The following is a 15,522-nucleotide window of genomic DNA, read 5'->3' as shown; positions in this document are numbered from 1 at the left end:
AACCCTAGAACCAGAACCGCACGCCGGTGACGAAGGACAGGTCGCTCGGGTCCTCACCGTGGTCGCGGGCGATGTCGGCGGTCTCGCCCAGCTTCCGTTCCCAGTTCACGCCGACATAGGGAGCGAACTCGCGGACGACCTCGTAGCGGAGGCGCAATCCCAGCTCCACGTCGTTGAAACCGGAACCGACATGAAGCTCGCGGACCCGCTGGGCCGAGACGTTGACCTCGGCGACCGGCTGGAGGACGAGCTTCTGCGTGATGAGCAGGTCGTACTCGGCTTCCAGGCGGGCGCTGAAGTCGCCGTCCTCGCTGACGAAGAGCTGGGCGGTCACGTCGAAGAAGTACGGCGCCACCCCCTGGAACCCGACCACTCCATAGGTCGTCTGGGGCCGGGGACGAACGTCGTGACGGATGCCGGCCTGGAGGTCCCAGAACTCCGACGTCATGCGGCTGTAGAGGAACTGGAATTCCGCTTCCTCCACCTCCCCGTCCACGGCCTTGCTGCCTTCGACGTTGAACCAGGCCTTATTGGTGTCTCCGCCGATCCAGCCCTGCACCTCCCAGTCGATCGAATTCTCGCCGTCCCGCCACCGATGCTCCAGCCGGTCGATGAGGAGAGTCGAGAGGATCGGCGGCTCCTCGTGGAACTGCTCGGCTTGGTCCCCGTCCCGGGGTCCGCCGTGTTCCTGCGCGGCGGCGCGCGGCGGGACCGCCGACAACGCCAGCAGGACGGCGCCGGCCGCGAGCGCCGCCGATCGGAGGCTTGTCTTGGTCATTCGCATACCGGTCCCCGCATCAGAGGCTCGCCGTGCGGGGTTCGACGATGAACCGCGTCATCATGCCCGAGGCCATGTGGTAGAGGAGATGGCAGTGGAGGGGCCATTCGCCGGGTTCGTCGGCGGTCAGCTGGACCGTGGTGACCTGGCCCGGCGGCACGAGCACGACGTGCTTCCGGGGCATCCGGTCCGTCTGGCCGTTCTCCAGCTCGACGAACATGCCGTGCAGGTGCATCGGGTGGGCCATCATGGTCGTGTTGACGAAGCGGATCCGGATCCGATCGCCGTAAGCGACCCGGATCGCGGCATCCTCGTCGAACTTCCGGCCGTTCAGGGTCCAGATGTAGCGCGACATCATGCCCGTGAGCTGGATCTCGATCTCGTGGGAGGGCTCGCGCCGGTCCCCGGACTTCGAGAACGACTTCAGGTCCGCGTAGGAGAGGGCCTTTGCCCCGGGGGCGTCCCCGCGTCGGCCCAGCCGACCGCGCGTTCCGGGCGTGCCGCGGCACCGTGATCCATGCCCTGCATCGGACCGTGGTCCATTCCGGGCATGGAACCGTGATTCATGCCGGCCATGGCGCCGTGGTCCATCGAACCATGATCCATGGTGCCGTGGTCCATCGAGCCATGGTCCATACCGCCATGGGCCATGGCCATGTCGGCCATGGTCAGGATGGCGCGGGGGCGCCGCTCGGGGATCTCGCCCTCCAGACCTTCCCGGGAGGCGAGCGTCGCCCGGGCGAAGCCCGTGCGGTCGATCGGCTCGGCGAAGAAGGTGAAAGGCTTGTCCCCGGTCGGCATGACGACGACGTCATAGGTCTCGCCGACGCCGATGCGGAACTCGTCGACCTTCACCGGCACGACGTTCTGCCCGTCGGCCGCGACCACGGTCATGGACAGGCCGGGGATGCGGACGTCGAAGATCGACATAGCCGAGCCGTTGATGACCCTGAGCCGCACCCGCTCGCCCGGGTTGCAGACGGCGGTCCAGTTGTCCTTCGGGCCCTTGCCGTTGACCAGGAACCGGTATCCGGTCACGTCGGCGAGGTCGGTGGCATCCATGCGCATCCCGCCCCAGTCGAGGCGGTCGTCGATCGCGGCGCCCAGGCCGTCGCGCCGGGCGTCCCGGAAGAAATCGACCAGGGTGCGCCTGCCGTTGTTGTAATAGCCTTCGCTGACCTTGAGCTTGCGCAGCACTGACTCGGGCGCTTCGGGCGTGTGGTCGGAAAGCAGCACGACGTAGTCGCGGTCGGTCCGGACGGGATCGCGCCCGGCGGGCTCGATCACGATGGCGCCGTACATGCCCTCCTGCTCCTGCGAGGCGGAGTGGCTGTGGTACCAGTAGGTGCCGGCCTGGCGCAGCTCGAACCGGTAGGTGTAGGTCTCGCCGGGACGATCGGCCGGTAGCCGTTGAAGCCGGCGCGCCGTCCATGACGCCCTGGAGCAGCAGGCCGTGCCAGTGGACGGAGGTCGCCTCGTCCAGCCGGTTGGTCACGTGGACGACCACCTCCTGACCCTCGCGCCAGCGCAGCGTGGGCGCCGGATCGAGCCGCCGATGGAAATGGCGCCGCTGGTCTCCCCGTCGATCGTGATGCGGGTCCGTTCTACGGCAAGGTCCAGGCTCCGGTCGGCGGCCGCGAAGACGCGGCGGCCCGGATGGACCGTGACGATGCCCGCCAGGCCCGCCGCTCCGGCGAGCCTGAGGGCGGCGCGGCGGAAAGGCCGCGTGATGGCTCGTGCATGGGTCGCCCCTCAGCGCTGGATCGCGACCTTGCGACCATCCCGGACTCGTAATGGCCCGGCATGTTGCAGGCGAACTCGATCGTGGCCTGCTTGGAGAACTTCCAGACCAGTTCCCTGGTCTGGCCGGGCTCCACGAGGACGCTGTTGGGGTCGTCGTGCTTCATGGAATGACCCATGTCCGGCATGCCGGAGTGGTCCATCTTCATCATCTCCTCGTTCACGCCGGTCTCGTCAGCATGCCGTGGTCCACCATCATGGCCATTTCCTTCTGGTGGGCCGCATGCATCCGCGGTGCCGATGTTGAACTCGTGCAGGAACTCGCCTGTGTTCCTGACGACGAAGCGGACGGTCTCCCCGGCCTTCACCGCAATGGTCTCGGGCTCGTAGTAATTGTCGCCCATCTCGACCTGGACGGTGCGTGTCTTGGCGGTCGCCTTCGCGGGCTCGCCGATCGCGGTGGTATCGTGCGTGTGGCCGGCCTTGCCGGGCGCGGCGACGGCCGCGGCCGAAACGGCCAGGAAGCCGGCGCCGGTCACGAGGGCGGCGACGGCATGCAGGGTGCGGATATGCGGACGCATGTCGGATGTCCTCCGTCTCCGACACCATCGGCGCCGGGAGACATGGAAAAGTGGCCGCTTCCGGGCGCGACGGCCCGGAACCGGAAAGCGAGGGGTGGTCGGCGTCAGGCCGTGGGTCTGGGGGCCGCCGCAAGGGGAGACGGATCGATCGCGGAGCGCGTCGTCGGCCAGGGCAGGACGCGGGCGAACGCCCACTCGACGGGGTTCACCCCGGGATCGGCCGGTTCCAGGGCCGACATGCCGCAGGCCATCGCGCAGCAGCCCTGGTGGGAGAGTTTGGAATGCTGGTCGCCCTCGGTGATCGGGTGACCATGGTTCCCCGAGTGCCCGTGGTGCCCCGAGCGACCATGGTGCCCCGGCCGCTCGTCGCAGCCGTCCCCGGCGCTTTCGCCCGAAGACACGTCAGGATGAAGCGTGACGGAAGCGGCGGCACCGGACATGACGGCGCCTCCCCAGCCGAGGAGGAGACTGAACAGCACGACCGCCAAGACCCGTGTGAAGCGCATGCCCACTGCCGATTCCATGCCTGCGGGCTTCTCGCCCGGACGGCCGCAGTGTATTGCAGGGGTCGGACGGGTTGCAAGGGGGCCCTGGGTCTTCGCGACGCCAGGGCCGTTGCCGCCGGGCGGCGGGAGCGGCTGCCGGAAGCGCCCGGAACGGCTGTCGGTTCTACCCGAGTCCGAGCTTCGACACGGCTTCCTTCAGGATCTCGGCGCTCCGCGCCAGCGCCTTCGTCTCACCGTCATCCAAGGTCGGCCGCAGCGTCTCGATCACCCCGTTGATGCCGAGGATGCGCGGCAGGGACAGCGCCACCGTCTCGACGCCGGCCACCTCCGGGTTGACGATCGAGCAGGTGACGACGGCGCGCTCGTCGGCCGAGATCGCCTGGGCGATGCGCGCCAAACCGCCGCCGATGCCGTACCATGTGGCGCCCTTGCCCTTGATGATCCGGCCGGCGGCGCCGCGCACGCCCTCGTCGATCTCAGCCCGAACGGCGTCGGTCAGCGGCCGGCCGACCTGTTCGGCGAATTCCGAAACCGGCATCGCCCGGCGTCGGCGCCCGACCAGTGGAGCACCTCGCTGTCGCCGTGTTCGCCCAGCACGTGGGCATGGACCGATTTCGGCGATATGCCCAGGTGCCGGCCCAGCAACGCCCGGAATCGGGCGGTGTCCAGGATCGTGCCGGAGCCGATCACCCGCCCGGCCGGCATGTCGGGCCGGGTCCGGCGGGCGATGTCCAGCGAGACCTGGGTCATGACGTCGACGGGGTTTGTCGCGATCAGCAGGATCGCGTCGGGCGCGCTCGACAGGACGCTGGGAATGATCTCGCCGAAGACGGCGGCATTGCGTTCCAGCAGTTCCAGCCGCGTCTCGCCCGGCCGCTGGTTGGCGCCGGCCGCCAGCACCACCACGCAGGAAAATCGCCGTAGTCGCCGAGCGACGGGGTCGCGTGCAGGATGTCCTCGGCCTGCGCCGCCGCCAAGTCGCGGTTGCGTCCACCAGGACGATTTCCGTGCCGACGCCCCGCATCACCATGGCGTAGGCAGCGGCGCGCTTCCGACGAAACCGGCTCCGACAATTCCGATCTTCATGGTCCGATCCTCATGGACTGGCACCCGGCGGTTTAGGAATGCTGCAGGACAACAGGGCTGCGGCGATTGGTCCCGCTGCGCCCTACCCTCGACCGAACAGATAACCCGGTCAAGGTGTGAATCGCCGTCCCACGCAAGCAGTCAAATGAACCAACGCCTCATCCGCCTCGCCGTCGGCACCCTGATCGGCCTGCTGATCGCCGCCGGGATCGTCTGGTGGCAGGTCTCCCAACTCCCCGGCGGCACCCGGAGCGGGACCCAGACCGGCACGGCCCTGATCGGCGGCGCGTTCTCGCTCACCGACCACACCGGCCGGCCCGTCACCCAGGCCGATTACCAGGGCCGCCACATGCTGGTCTATTTCGGCTTCACGTTCTGTCCGGACGTCTGCCCGACCGAACTGCAGGTGATGGCCACGGCCCTCGACCGCCTGGGCGACAGGGCCGACGAGGTCCAGCCGCTGTTCGTCACGATCGACCCGGAGCGCGACACCGTGACGCAGATGGCCGAATATGTCGCCCAGTTCCATCCCGGCTCGTGGGGCTGACCGGCACGCCGGAGCAGGTCGCCGGAGCGGCGCGGGCCTACCGGTCTATTTCGCCAAAGGACGGACTACTACACGATGGACCACTCGTCCTTCGTCTAATGGGTCCCGACGGCAAGTTCATCGAGGCCTTCGCCCACGGCACGGCGCCGGAGAAGATGGCGGAAACGATCGCCGCCCACCTGAAGTCCTGACGAACGGCCCGGGATCGCCCGGAACCGGCGCCGCGCGGTACGCGCCGGGGCGTACATAGTGTCGCATCGGCGCTTCAAGGCCCCCGAAAGCCTCTCCAAAGAGCCTTTCGAAGGGTTCGCGGAAATTCAAGTAATTCAACCACTTGAGGGGAGGGTTTTGCGACTTGACAGGGTACTGCCCTAACCGTATGGTGCCGCCGCTTTCGCGCGGCTTCCCGGCCAACCGGGGGAAGTGGGACCGGACATGAGCGACGACCAGTCTCCCCCGTCTTCGTTGGACGATTTCGATGCCCGTTTGCGAAGGCGCGGGAACGTAACGCCGGCCCGGCTGTCAAGCCTGACGGTGACGACGACCTGCCGAGGAAATCCCTCGGCTCGCCTTCCGGATCGGGATCGAGCTGGTGGCCGCCATGATCATAGGCGTCGGCATCTGCTGCTGGATCGCGCTTGACGCCGCCTGATCGGGATGTTTTTCCTTGGCGCCAATTGTTGTCTACCGGGCCGTCAGGCGTCGGCTACGCTCCCGGAGCATGCGGAAGCCGGAAGACGGGCCGGAACAAATAACAGCGCCAGACGCAAAGTTTGGCTGAACGAGGACGACCGTGGATCCGCTTCACCAATTCCAAATCCAGAGGTACGTGCCGATCAATGTCGGCGGCCTCGACGCATCGTTCAGCAATCGCTGTACATGGTGATTGCAGTCGCGCTGATCACCGGCTTCATCTTCGGCATGCGCGGCCGGGCCCTCATCCCGGGCCGCATGCAGTCGCTGGCTGAAATGTTCTACGAGTTCGTCGCCAACATGGTGCGCGAGAACGCGGGTCCCGATGCGCGGAAATACTTCCCCTTCGTGTTCTCGCTGTTCATGTTCATCCTGGTCGGAAACCTGCTGGGCATGATCCCGGGGACCTTCACGTTCACCAGCCACATCATCGTCACCTTCGGGCTGGCCTTGACGGTGTTCGTCTTCGTCACCCTGCTGGGCCTGATCAAGCACGGCTTCCACTTCTTCTCGCTGTTCATGCCGCACGGCGCGCCGATCGCGCTGGCGCCGATCCTGATCCCGATCGAGGTCCTGTCCTACCTGTCGCGTCCGGTCAGCCTGTCCATCCGGTTGTTCGCCAACATGATGGCCGGCCATACGATGCTGAAGGTGTTCGGCGGCTTCTCGGTCCTGCTCGGCGCCGGTCTCGGCGGCCTCGGCTACACGATCGGCATCCTGCCGCTCGCGATCAACGTTGCACTGGTCGGTTTCGAAATCCTCGTGGCCCTTCTTCAGGCCTACGTGTTCACGATCCTGACCTGCCTGTACATCCGCGACGCCCTGGAGCTGCACTGATCGGCCCCTTCGGCCAATGATCGGTGCCGCGCCGCGGGTTACTCCACACCACCCACCTGTCTTACTTTCCAGTCAATAGAAGGGTATCTAATCATGGACGCAGAAGCCGCTAAGTTCATCGGCGCCGGTCTGGCGGTTTTCGCCCTGTTCGGTGTTGGCCTCGGCATCGGCAACATCTTCTCGACCCTGATCAGCTCGATCGCCCGCAACCCGGCATCGCGCGCGGCGGTCTTCCCGATCGGCATTCTGGGCTTCGCGCTGACGGAAGCCGTGGCGCTCTTCGCCCTGCTGATCGCCTTCCTCATCCTGTTCGCCTAAGCTCGAGCCTGAACGAAGCTGGTTTTCGCTCACATGCGGCGCCTGGCTCAACGGGATCACCGTCCCGGCGACCGGCGCCGCAAGCTTAGGGGATCGATCATGCCCAAGTTTTTGGCTCGTCTGCGTGCGGGCAGACTGGCCGGGCGCGCTGGTCTTGCCTGGACGATGCTCGTCGTCACGGCGGGCGGCGCCCTGGCCCAGGCGGATCATGGAGCGGCCGGCGATGCGGCGCACGGGGCCGACATGGCCCATGGTGCGGAACATGCCAGCGGCGGCTTGCCTCAGCTCGATCCCACCGTATTCGCCCCCCAGTTGATCTGGCTGGCGATCTCGTTCATAGCCCTCTACTTCCTCATGGCCAAGGTGGCTCTGCCCAAGGTCGCCGAGGTCCTGGAAGAGCGGCAGGAGCGGATCACCAACGACCTCGACCGGGCGTCTTCGCTCCGGGAAGAGTCGGCCGGTGTCATGGAGGGCTACGAAAAGGCCCTGACCGACGCCCGGACGCACGCCCAGTCGGTGATGGCCGCCACGACCGCCGACATCGCTTCGGCGTCGTCCGGCCGTCAGGCCCAGTTCAATGCCGATCTGGCTGCCAAGACCCGCGCCGCCGAGGAGCGGATCAACGCGGCCAAGGAAACGGCGCTCACCAGCGTCCGCTCCGTGGCGGTCGAGATCGCCCAGCAGGCCGCCGAGAAGCTCGGTGGCATCAAGGTCGATGCCGCCCGGGCCGATACGGCCGTCGGCGCCGTGATGCAGGAGCGTGGCTGATGTTTCAAGCTGCTGAATTCTGGGTCGCCGTCGCCTTCTTCATCTTCCTCTTCTTCGCATTCCGCCCGGGCGCCAAGGCCCTGACGGCGATGCTGGACGACCGGGCGGACAAGATCCGCCAGGAACTGGAGGAGGCGCAGCGGCTGCGCGAGGATGCTCAGTCCACCCTCGCCTCCTACCAGCGTCGTCAGCGCGACGCGCTGAAGGAAGCCGAGGACATCATCGCCCATGCCCGCGAGGAAGCCGAGCGGCTTCGGCTTCATGCGGCGGCCGACCTCGACGCCTCCATGAAGCGGCGCGAAGCCCAGGCGATGGACAAGATCGCCCAGGCGGAAGCCCTGGCCCTTCAGGAAGTGAAGAGCCTGACGGTCGATCTCGCGATCGCCGCCAGCGGCCGCCTGATCGCGGAGAACATGGACGCCTCGCAGTCCGCCAAGCTGGTCGACGCCGCAATCGCCGACCTGCCGCGCAACTTGCACTAAGCGCTCCGTTCCGCGGAGAGCTTTCCACGGAAAGCCCCCGATGCCCCGGCATCGGGGGCTTTTCGCGTTTCGGGCCATGGCCTCCCTGCGCTACGCTCGGCGTGGGACCAGGACAAGGGTCCAGGATACCGGACACGGAACAACGGGGAGAAAAAGCTTCATGTCGATCCTGATCCGCGGCGGAACCGTCGTGACCGCCGAGCAGAGCTTCCGCGCCGACGTCTATTGCGAGAACGGCACGATCGTCGCGATCGGCGACGGTTTCGATCCGCCGGCCGGATCTGACGTGGTCGACGCGGGCGGCATGTATGTCATGCCGGGCGGCATCGATCCGCACACCCACATGGAACTGCCCTTCATGGGAACGGTCGCGAGCGAGGATTTCTTCTCCGGCACCTCGGCGGGGGCGGCGGGCGGCACCACCATGATCATCGACTTCGTGATCCCGGCCCCGCAGCAGTCGCTGGTCGAGGCGTACAAGCAGTGGCGCGGCTGGGCGGAGAAGGCGGCGACCGATTATTCCTTCCATGTCGCGGTCACCTGGTGGTCCGACCAGGTGCGGGAGGAGATGGGCGTGCTGACGCGCGAGCACGGCGTCAACTCCTTCAAGCATTTCATGGCCTACAAGGGCGCCATCATGGTCGATGACGGCATCCTGCTGAACAGCTTCGCCCGCGCGCAGGAGTTGGGCGCCCTGTGCACCGTCCATGCGGAGAACGGCGACGCCGTGTTCCACCTGCAGAAGACGCTGCTGGAGCAGGGCATCACCGGGCCGGAAGGCCATGCCCTGTCCCGGCCGCCCCAGGTCGAGGGCGAGGCGGCGCAGCGCGCCATCGCCATCGCCAACGTGCTGGGCGCGCCGGTCTATATCGTCCATGTCTCGACCGAGCAGGCGACCCAGGCGATATCCCGCGCCCGCGCCGCCGGGCATCGGGTGTTCGGAGAAGTGCTGGCCCAGCATCTGGTGATCGACGAGTCGGTCTACCGCAATCCCGACTGGCAGACCGCCGCCGCCTATGTGATGAGCCCGCCGTTCCGCGCCAAGCACCACCAGGAGGCCCTGTGGGCCGGCCTGTCCTCCGGCGGCTTGCAGACCACGGCGACGGACCATTGCTGCTTCTGCGCGCCGCAGAAGGCGGCGGGGCGCGACAATTTCACCAAGATCCCCAACGGCACCGGCGGGATCGAGGATCGCATGTCGATCCTGTGGCACAACGGCGTCGGCACGGGACGCCTGACGCCCAACGAGTTCGTCCGGATCACCTCGACCAACTGCGCCCAGATCTTCAACCTCTACCCGCGCAAAGGCGCGGTCCAGGTCGGGGCGGATGCCGATCTCGTCGTCTGGGATCCCGAGGGCACCCGGACCATCTCGGCCAAGACCCACCATCAGAACGTGGATTTCAACATCTACGAGGGGATGGAGGTGAAAGGTATCGCCCGGCATACGCTGTCCCAGGGCAACCTGGTCTGGACCGACGGCGAACTGCGCACCGCCCGAGGCGCCGGGCGCTATATCGACCGGCCCTGCCATCCCCCGGTGTTCAAGGCGATCGAGCGGTACAACGAACTTCACAGGCCGGTCGGCGTCGACCGGGAGGTCGCGACGGCGGTTACGCCCTGAGCCGATGCGGATGCGGGCATTTTTTCGCCGAATGGGGTAATCTCCACGGGCCAACTCGCCCTGCACGGACCCGCCCCCATCATGATTGCCCGCATCCTTGCCGCCACCTTCCTGATTTCGCTGGCTTCCTGGACCGCCGCGAGGCCGGTGCTGGCGGCGCAGATCAGCGTCTCCGGCGCCGGCCTCGCGGCGGCGGAGACGCTCGATTCGGAACAGCTTGCCGGGCTGCCGGCGGTGGAGATCGCCACCGCCACCCCGTGGACCGGCAAGGCCAGCTTCTCCGGCCCGTACCTGACCGACGTGCTGGCGCTGCTGAAAGCCGAGGGCAACAAGGTCTCGTTGATCGCCAGGGACGACTACAAGGTCGAGTTGTCGCTAACGGACATCCTGCGTTACCGGCCGATCATCGCGACCTCCATGAACGGCAAGCCCATCCCGCCGCGGGAGCGTGGGCCGTTCTGGTTGATGTTTCCGTTCGATGACCATCCCGAATTGCAAAACGACGCCTGGTTCTTCCGGGCGATTTGGCAGATCGACCGGATCAGGGTCGAGCCTTGACACGGGGACTGCGCGCCGCCTTGGCGGGGCTGGGCTTGGCCGTCGTCGTCTCCTTCTCCATCGTCGGAGCACTCCAGTACGCGCTGTCGAACAAGACCATCGGCGTGCTGGCCGGCGGGACCGACAACCAAGCCTGGGCCTTCTTCCAGCTCGGGACCGAGCACCACCGGCTGCACGTGGCCTTGCTGGAGGCTTCGGCCGGCCTCAGCGATGCCGCAGCAGCGGAGCGCCGGTACGAGGTCTTCGTCAGCCGGCTCAACATCGTGCGCGGCGGCACCTACCGGCAGATGTTCACCGGCCGCGCCTTCTATGACGGTACCATCGGCGAGATAGGTCGTTTCGTTGACGAAACGGATGCGCTCGTGGCGTCCCGCGGCGGCTTCGACGGCGTCGTCGTGGCGGAGCTTCTGGTCCGGCTGCCTCTGCTGCGCGGGCCGATCCAGGCCATGATGCTCGGGATCAACAGCGTGAGCGCCGGCGAGGCCGCCCAGCGCTGGACCGAGATCACGGCGATGCAGCGGCTCGCGACCGCGGCGACCGTGATCCAGGCGGTGCTCTGCGCCGGCTTCGCGGGCTTGGCCGGCTGGTACATCCTGCAGAGCAGCCGGTCCCGGCGCGAGCTTCTGCAGCTGACCGGAACGCTCAACCAGGCCAAGCAGGACGCCGAGGCGGCGAGCCGCGCCAAGTCGGAATTCCTGGCGAACATCAGCCACGAGATCCGAACCCCGCTGAACGGCGTGATGGGGCTTCTTGGCCTGCTGGTGGACAGCCGTCTGCCCCCCGAACCGCAGGGACACGCCCGCTCCGCGCTGCGATCGGCCGAGAACCTGCTGACCATCGTCAACGATATCCTGGACCTGTCCAAGCTGGAAGCCGGGCGGATCGAGGTCGAGGCGGTGGATTTCCTGCTGACCCAGCCGGCCGAGGACGTGGTCTCGATCCTCCATCCCAAGGCGATGGAGAGCGGCAACGAACTGTCTTACACCATCGACCCGGACGCGCGGATCTCGCTGCGCGGCGATGTCGGCCGGATCCGGCAGATCCTGTTCAACCTGGTCGGCAACGCGGTCAAGTTCACCCGCCAGGGCCGCATCGGCATCCGCTTCACCACCCGGCCGGACGGGGCGGGAGCGCTGCTTCTGGTGGTCGAGGTCGAGGATACCGGCATCGGCATCCCGCCGGAGTTCCTGGGCCGCCTGTTCGAGCGCTTCTCCCAGGCCGACGGCTCGACCACGCGGCGTTACGGCGGCACCGGGCTGGGTCTGGCGATCTGCCGGCAGCTCTGCCTGCTCCAGGGCGGCGACATCTCCGTCCGGAGCGAGGTCGGCAAGGGCAGCACCTTCAGCTTCACCGTGCGCTGCCAGCCCGGCCCCGACATCGTCGAGGCTCCCCTGCCCGAGCCGGCACCGGAAGCGGTCGACCACGGCCCCCTGCGCATCCTGGTGGTGGACGACGTCGAGGTGAACCGGACCTTGATGAACAGCCTGCTGACACGCCGAGGCCACGCCGTCCGGTTGGCGACCAACGGAGCGGAAGCGGTCACCGAGGTGGTCGGCTCCGGTCTTCGCTTGGACCTGGTGCTGATGGACATCCAGATGCCGGTCATGGACGGCTGCTCGGCGACGGAGGCGATCCGCAGCCTGCCCCCTCCCCTCGGAACGATCCCGGTCATCGCCGTTACGGCCCATGCCATGGCCGGCGACCGGGAGCGTTATCTCGCTGCCGGAATGAACGACTACGTCTCCAAGCCGGTCCGCCCGGCCGAACTGTTCTCCGCGATGGAGCGCGTCATGAGCAGGCTTCCCGGGCTGCCGTCGCAGGCACCGGCCCCGGCCGCGCCCGACGACCTGGCGGAGACGCCGCTGCTCGACCAGTCCATGCTCGACCAGCTGCGCGACTGCCTCGACATGGAGGACCTGACGGACATGCTGGGACTGTTTCCCGGACAGGCCCGGATACAGGCGGACGAGATCGAGGCGGCCATAGCGGGCGGCGATGCCGCCGCGGTCAAGCGGGCGGCCCACGGCATGAAGGGCGCCAACGCCAACCTGGGCGCCCAGCGCCTCTCCGCCATCGCCCGCGCGATCGAGCTGAACGCCGCCGACCCGGAGGAAGCGGCCCGCCTGCTCCAGCTGGCCCGGCAGCAGATCGAGCCGACGCGGCAGGCGCTGGAGGAACAGTTCGCCGCGGCTGCCCACGGCTAGGCCCGTTCCCAGTGGCCATGCCGGCGGACGAAGCGGCCGGCGGCGCCGTGGCGGAACCCGGTGCCGTCCCACACCCTGACACCGAAGCCGATGCGGTCGCCGTCCACCTCGATCAGGTTGTAGGCGTTGGGTTCGTTCCGTAGCCGGGTCGATGTCGCGGTGGAGGCCTGGGCCACCAGGATCGAGCGTTTCACCGCCGTGTGGTGGGTCCTGACATCCCCGTGGTAGCCGCGGTGCAGGTGCCCGGCCAGCAGCAGGTCGACGCCGCACGCCTCGAAGGTCCGCAGCGCAAGGCTCGCCCGCCCGACCAGCCGCGTCTCCGGCGCGTCGGGGGGCGGCAGGAACGGGTGATGGGTGACCACCACCTTGAAGACATCGGGCTCCACCGTATCGAACACTTGGCGGGCGTGGGCGATCTGCTCGGCGTTGATCCTGCCGTGGGACCAGTTCCAGTGAAGCCCCACGGGACGGGCGGTGTTGAGGCCCAGCACCGCGATCTCGGCATCCCGGTGGAGCGGACGCAGGTCCCGCTCGATGTAGCGGCGGTAGCGCCGCAGGGGTGCCGCGAAGCGGGCCAGCAGGTTGATGCCCGGAATGTCGTGGTTCCCGGGAACCACCAGATAGGGCGACTCCAGCCGCTGGAGGAAGGCGCGGGCCGCCTGGAACTGGTCGTGGTGGCCGCGCTGGGTCAGGTCGCCGCTGACCACGATCAGGTCGGGCCGAACCTCGGCGAGGTCGGTCAGAAGCGCCTCGACCACCGACTCGTCGATGCGGCCGAAATGAAGGTCGGAGATGTGGGCCAGCCGCCTCATGGCATGGTCCCGGCCGGCACCAGAACCTTGAGCGCGCCGGGACGCATCCGGAAGTGCAACGGAGTCGCCAGCTGTCTGACCTCGCCGTCGACCGCGACGGCCAGGCTGCGCTTGCGGGTTCGGACGGTGACCTCCCGGACGCGCTCGACGCTGAGGTCGCGGTCGCTCTGCCAGCGGCCGAGCAACATGCGCATCGCCATGCGGAACATCCCGAACGAGGTCTTGTGCCGCGCCAGATAGACCGCCAATTCCCCGGCGCCCAGGTTGGAGCGGGCGAAGAAGGAGAAGAAGGCGTCGTCGTAGGCGTTGTTGGCGACGGCCAGGGCCATGGTCCGGCGGCGCTGCGGACCGGAGCCCAGGTCGATCTCCATCTCCAGCCGGGGATAGCGCCGCATCGCCGCCAGGGTCGCGACCCCAAGATGCAACCATTTGGCGAAACCAGGCTCGTGCCTATGCCTCTCCCGGTAGCGGGCGAGCATGGGGAACAGCCCCAGCACGGCGTTGCACAGGAACACCGTGCCGTTGACCTCCGCCACGTCGACCGCCCGGATCTCCCCCGGGCGAGCTGGCCGACCGCCGTTTCCAGGTCAAGCGCCATGTGCAGGTCCTTGGCGAGAAGGTTCGCCGTGCCCAGCGGCAGGACGCCCATGGCCTTGTCGGTATCGACCAGCAGCGTCGCGGCGGCCGCCACCGTGCCGTCGCCGCCGCCGACCACGACGGCATCGGCGTCGGTCGCCACGGCGGTCCGCAGGGTCTCCATCAGGCGGTCGGGCGGGGCGACCGTCACGGTGGCGGTCGCCCCCTGGTCGCGGAACAGTGCTTCGATGCGGCCGGCGGCATCCCCCGCCGACTGGTCGAGCAAGGCCCCCGCCGATCCGTTGATGACGACGGCCAGCTTCATGCGACCAATATGGGTCCTGGGGCGCCGGTTACAGCCCCGCTTTCTCCCAGACCTCGTGGGTCCAGGCGCCTTCCGGCTTCCTGCTGATGACCGGATCCGAATTGCCGCCGATCAGCACGTTGACGGTCCGCTCGTAGGCCGCGGGATCCAGGTAGCCGGGGCCCTTGGTGCCGCCATCGATCAGCTTGGCGATCTCGCTGATCATCTTGGCCTGGTGCTCTTCGGTCTGGGCGCCGGAGGCGTCGTTCTCCAGCACGATCTCCACCGCTTCGGCCTGGTTCTTGATCGCGTAGTCCCAGCCCTTCATGGAAGCCTTCACGAAGCGGGCCAGCTTGTCGACCATCTTGGGGTCCTTCAGCTTGGCGTCGAGAGTGTAAAGCCCGTCTTCCAGCGTGGCGACGCCCTGGTCCTCGTACTTGAAGACGATCAGGTCGCTTTCCGGAACGCCGGCCTCGATCACCTGCCAATATTCGTTATAGGTCATGGTGGAGATGCAGGCCGCCTGCTTCTGGAGCAGCGGATCGACGTTGAAGCCCTGCTTGAGCACCTTGATGTCGGGATTGGTGCCGCCGGTGCTGTAGCCCAGCTTGTCCATCCAGGACAGGAACGGATACTCGTTGCCGGAGAACCAGACGCCGAGCGTCTTGCCCTTGAAGTCCGCGGGAGTGGCGACGCCGCTGTCCTTGCGGCAGGTCAGCATCATGCCCGACTTGTTGAAGGTCTGGGCGATGTTGACCAGCGGAACGCCCTTCTCGCGGGTCGCCAGCGCCGAGGGCATCCAGTCCACGACCACGTCGGCACCGCCGCCGGCGATCACCTGGGACGGATTGATGTCCGGCCCGCCCGGCTTGATCGTGACGTCCAGCCCGACCTCGTCGTAGAATCCCTTCGCCTCCGCCACGTAATAGCCGGCGAACTGCGCCTGCGTGACCCATTTCAATTGCAGGGTCAGCGGGTCCGCCGCCCGGGCCGCCCCCGCCATCCCGCCGAAACCCGTCGCGGCCAGTGCCGCCATCGCCAGAGCCAATTTGCGCATCACCCAGTACCCCCAGCCTCGTTTTGTCGTTGAGCCGCAGCTTATTGGAGC

The 15,522-nt window shown here is 67.6% G+C and carries 17 protein-coding genes and 2 pseudogenes; 8 read left to right on the top strand and 11 right to left on the bottom strand.

Translation table 11 applies throughout. The features are described from left to right. Positions 1–4: 4 nt before the first annotated feature. The 7 genes from DPR14_RS03250 to DPR14_RS28825 all read right to left on the bottom strand — a co-directional run bounded on the left by DPR14_RS03250 (position 5) and on the right by DPR14_RS28825 (position 4,511). The gene (locus tag DPR14_RS03250) at positions 5–778 is read right to left on the bottom strand and encodes a copper resistance protein B (RefSeq protein ID WP_158043891.1); all 774 of its coding nucleotides are present in this window, start codon (positions 776–778) and stop codon (positions 5–7) included. Positions 779–797: 19 nt separating this feature from the next. Then, entirely contained in the window at positions 798–1,136 is a 339-nt protein-coding gene (locus DPR14_RS27095; protein WP_192499506.1) for a multicopper oxidase domain-containing protein, read from the bottom strand. Positions 1,137–1,201: 65 nt separating this feature from the next. Next, positions 1,202–2,080: a cupredoxin domain-containing protein gene (locus DPR14_RS27090; RefSeq protein ID WP_192499505.1), complete on the bottom strand. Its 879-nt coding sequence runs from the start codon at positions 2,078–2,080 to the stop codon at positions 1,202–1,204. Between the two features lie 302 nt (positions 2,081–2,382). Continuing rightward, positions 2,383–3,099 (bottom strand): cupredoxin domain-containing protein, encoded by a 717-nt coding sequence (locus DPR14_RS03240; protein ID WP_246148790.1) that lies wholly within the window; start codon positions 3,097–3,099, stop codon positions 2,383–2,385. A gap of 104 nt (positions 3,100–3,203) precedes the next feature. Continuing rightward, complete coding sequence (locus DPR14_RS03235; protein WP_158043890.1) at positions 3,204–3,623, bottom strand: hypothetical protein; 420 nt, start codon at positions 3,621–3,623, stop codon at positions 3,204–3,206. A gap of 145 nt (positions 3,624–3,768) precedes the next feature. Beyond that, a complete protein-coding gene (locus DPR14_RS28830) occupies positions 3,769–4,143 on the bottom strand; it encodes a Rossmann-fold NAD(P)-binding domain-containing protein (protein ID WP_343038700.1) in 375 nt (124 codons plus the stop codon). Beyond that, a complete protein-coding gene (locus DPR14_RS28825; protein ID WP_343038699.1) occupies positions 4,101–4,511 on the bottom strand; it encodes a lactate/malate family dehydrogenase in 411 nt (136 codons plus the stop codon). The genes DPR14_RS28830 and DPR14_RS28825 overlap by 43 nt, the downstream gene beginning before the upstream one ends. A 325-nt stretch (positions 4,512–4,836) precedes the next feature. Here DPR14_RS28825 and DPR14_RS03225 point away from each other — a divergent pair, with 325 nt between their 5' ends. The 8 genes and pseudogenes from DPR14_RS03225 (at position 4,837) to DPR14_RS03190 (ending at position 12,722) form a co-directional block, all read left to right on the top strand. After that, positions 4,837–5,238 (top strand): SCO family protein, encoded by a 402-nt coding sequence (locus DPR14_RS03225; RefSeq protein WP_246148787.1) that lies wholly within the window; start codon positions 4,837–4,839, stop codon positions 5,236–5,238. A gap of 793 nt (positions 5,239–6,031) precedes the next feature. Then, a pseudogene (locus tag DPR14_RS03220) lies at positions 6,032–6,768 on the top strand (F0F1 ATP synthase subunit A). 93 nt (positions 6,769–6,861) lie between these two features. Continuing rightward, positions 6,862–7,086, top strand: a complete 225-nt coding sequence (locus tag DPR14_RS03215; protein WP_037449290.1) for an ATP synthase subunit C family protein — start codon at positions 6,862–6,864, stop codon at positions 7,084–7,086. Between the two features lie 99 nt (positions 7,087–7,185). Further along, on the top strand, positions 7,186–7,854 hold the full coding sequence (locus DPR14_RS03210) for a F0F1 ATP synthase subunit B family protein (protein ID WP_158043889.1): 669 nt from the start codon (positions 7,186–7,188) through the stop codon (positions 7,852–7,854). Continuing rightward, positions 7,854–8,336, top strand: coding sequence for a F0F1 ATP synthase subunit B family protein (locus DPR14_RS03205; RefSeq protein WP_158043888.1), 483 nt, complete (start codon positions 7,854–7,856; stop codon positions 8,334–8,336). Before DPR14_RS03210 ends, DPR14_RS03205 begins: the two co-directional genes overlap by 1 nt. Before the next feature lie 160 nt (positions 8,337–8,496). Then, positions 8,497–9,960 carry a dihydropyrimidinase gene (gene hydA, locus DPR14_RS03200; RefSeq protein ID WP_158043887.1) on the top strand — a complete coding sequence of 488 codons (1,464 nt, stop codon included), beginning with the start codon at positions 8,497–8,499 and terminating at the stop codon, positions 9,958–9,960. 81 nt (positions 9,961–10,041) lie between these two features. Further along, a complete protein-coding gene (locus DPR14_RS03195) occupies positions 10,042–10,518 on the top strand; it encodes a putative pterin-binding protein (protein ID WP_158043886.1) in 477 nt (158 codons plus the stop codon). After that, a complete protein-coding gene (locus DPR14_RS03190) occupies positions 10,515–12,722 on the top strand; it encodes an ATP-binding protein (RefSeq protein WP_158043885.1) in 2,208 nt (735 codons plus the stop codon). Before DPR14_RS03195 ends, DPR14_RS03190 begins: the two co-directional genes overlap by 4 nt. Here the strand turns inward: DPR14_RS03190 and DPR14_RS03185 are convergent. The 4 genes and pseudogenes from DPR14_RS03185 to DPR14_RS03170 form a co-directional block, all read right to left on the bottom strand. Further along, positions 12,719–13,534 (bottom strand): metallophosphoesterase family protein, encoded by an 816-nt coding sequence (locus DPR14_RS03185; protein ID WP_158043884.1) that lies wholly within the window; start codon positions 13,532–13,534, stop codon positions 12,719–12,721. The genes DPR14_RS03190 and DPR14_RS03185 overlap by 4 nt on opposite strands. Beyond that, a complete protein-coding gene (locus DPR14_RS03180) occupies positions 13,531–14,070 on the bottom strand; it encodes a diacylglycerol kinase family protein (RefSeq protein ID WP_158043883.1) in 540 nt (179 codons plus the stop codon). Before DPR14_RS03180 ends, DPR14_RS03185 begins: the two co-directional genes overlap by 4 nt. Positions 14,071–14,141: 71 nt before the next feature. Next, a pseudogene (locus DPR14_RS28985) lies at positions 14,142–14,435 on the bottom strand (diacylglycerol kinase family protein); the annotation flags it as partial. A gap of 28 nt (positions 14,436–14,463) precedes the next feature. Further along, complete coding sequence (locus DPR14_RS03170; protein WP_158043882.1) at positions 14,464–15,471, bottom strand: ABC transporter substrate-binding protein; 1,008 nt, start codon at positions 15,469–15,471, stop codon at positions 14,464–14,466. Positions 15,472–15,522: the final 51 nt, after the last annotated feature.

This window comes from Skermanella pratensis, from assembly GCF_008843145.1.
GTDB classification, from domain to species: Bacteria; Pseudomonadota; Alphaproteobacteria; order Azospirillales; family Azospirillaceae; genus Skermanella; species Skermanella pratensis.
Note: the sequence above shows the minus strand (reverse complement) of the source record. Positions and strands in the feature narration are given on the sequence as shown.

Excerpts from the sequence above, each read along its gene's own strand:
- DPR14_RS03250 (WP_158043891.1), bottom strand. The coding sequence starts at position 778 with ATGACCAAGACAAGCCTCCGATCGGCGGCGCTCGCGGCCGGCGCCGTC.
- DPR14_RS27095 (WP_192499506.1), bottom strand. The coding sequence starts at position 1,136 with ATGATGTCGCGCTACATCTGGACCCTGAACGGCCGGAAGTTCGACGAG.
- DPR14_RS27090 (WP_192499505.1), bottom strand. The coding sequence starts at position 2,080 with ATGTACGGCGCCATCGTGATCGAGCCCGCCGGGCGCGATCCCGTCCGG.
- DPR14_RS03240 (WP_246148790.1), bottom strand. The coding sequence starts at position 3,099 with ATGCGTCCGCATATCCGCACCCTGCATGCCGTCGCCGCCCTCGTGACC.
- DPR14_RS03235 (WP_158043890.1), bottom strand. The coding sequence starts at position 3,623 with ATGGAATCGGCAGTGGGCATGCGCTTCACACGGGTCTTGGCGGTCGTG.
- DPR14_RS28830 (WP_343038700.1), bottom strand. The coding sequence starts at position 4,143 with ATGCCGGTTTCGGAATTCGCCGAACAGGTCGGCCGGCCGCTGACCGAC.
- DPR14_RS03225 (WP_246148787.1), top strand. The coding sequence starts at position 4,837 with ATGAACCAACGCCTCATCCGCCTCGCCGTCGGCACCCTGATCGGCCTG.
- DPR14_RS03215 (WP_037449290.1), top strand. The coding sequence starts at position 6,862 with ATGGACGCAGAAGCCGCTAAGTTCATCGGCGCCGGTCTGGCGGTTTTC.
- DPR14_RS03210 (WP_158043889.1), top strand. The coding sequence starts at position 7,186 with ATGCCCAAGTTTTTGGCTCGTCTGCGTGCGGGCAGACTGGCCGGGCGC.
- DPR14_RS03205 (WP_158043888.1), top strand. The coding sequence starts at position 7,854 with ATGTTTCAAGCTGCTGAATTCTGGGTCGCCGTCGCCTTCTTCATCTTC.
- hydA (WP_158043887.1), top strand. The coding sequence starts at position 8,497 with ATGTCGATCCTGATCCGCGGCGGAACCGTCGTGACCGCCGAGCAGAGC.
- DPR14_RS03195 (WP_158043886.1), top strand. The coding sequence starts at position 10,042 with ATGATTGCCCGCATCCTTGCCGCCACCTTCCTGATTTCGCTGGCTTCC.
- DPR14_RS03185 (WP_158043884.1), bottom strand. The coding sequence starts at position 13,534 with ATGAGGCGGCTGGCCCACATCTCCGACCTTCATTTCGGCCGCATCGAC.
- DPR14_RS03170 (WP_158043882.1), bottom strand. The coding sequence starts at position 15,471 with ATGCGCAAATTGGCTCTGGCGATGGCGGCACTGGCCGCGACGGGTTTC.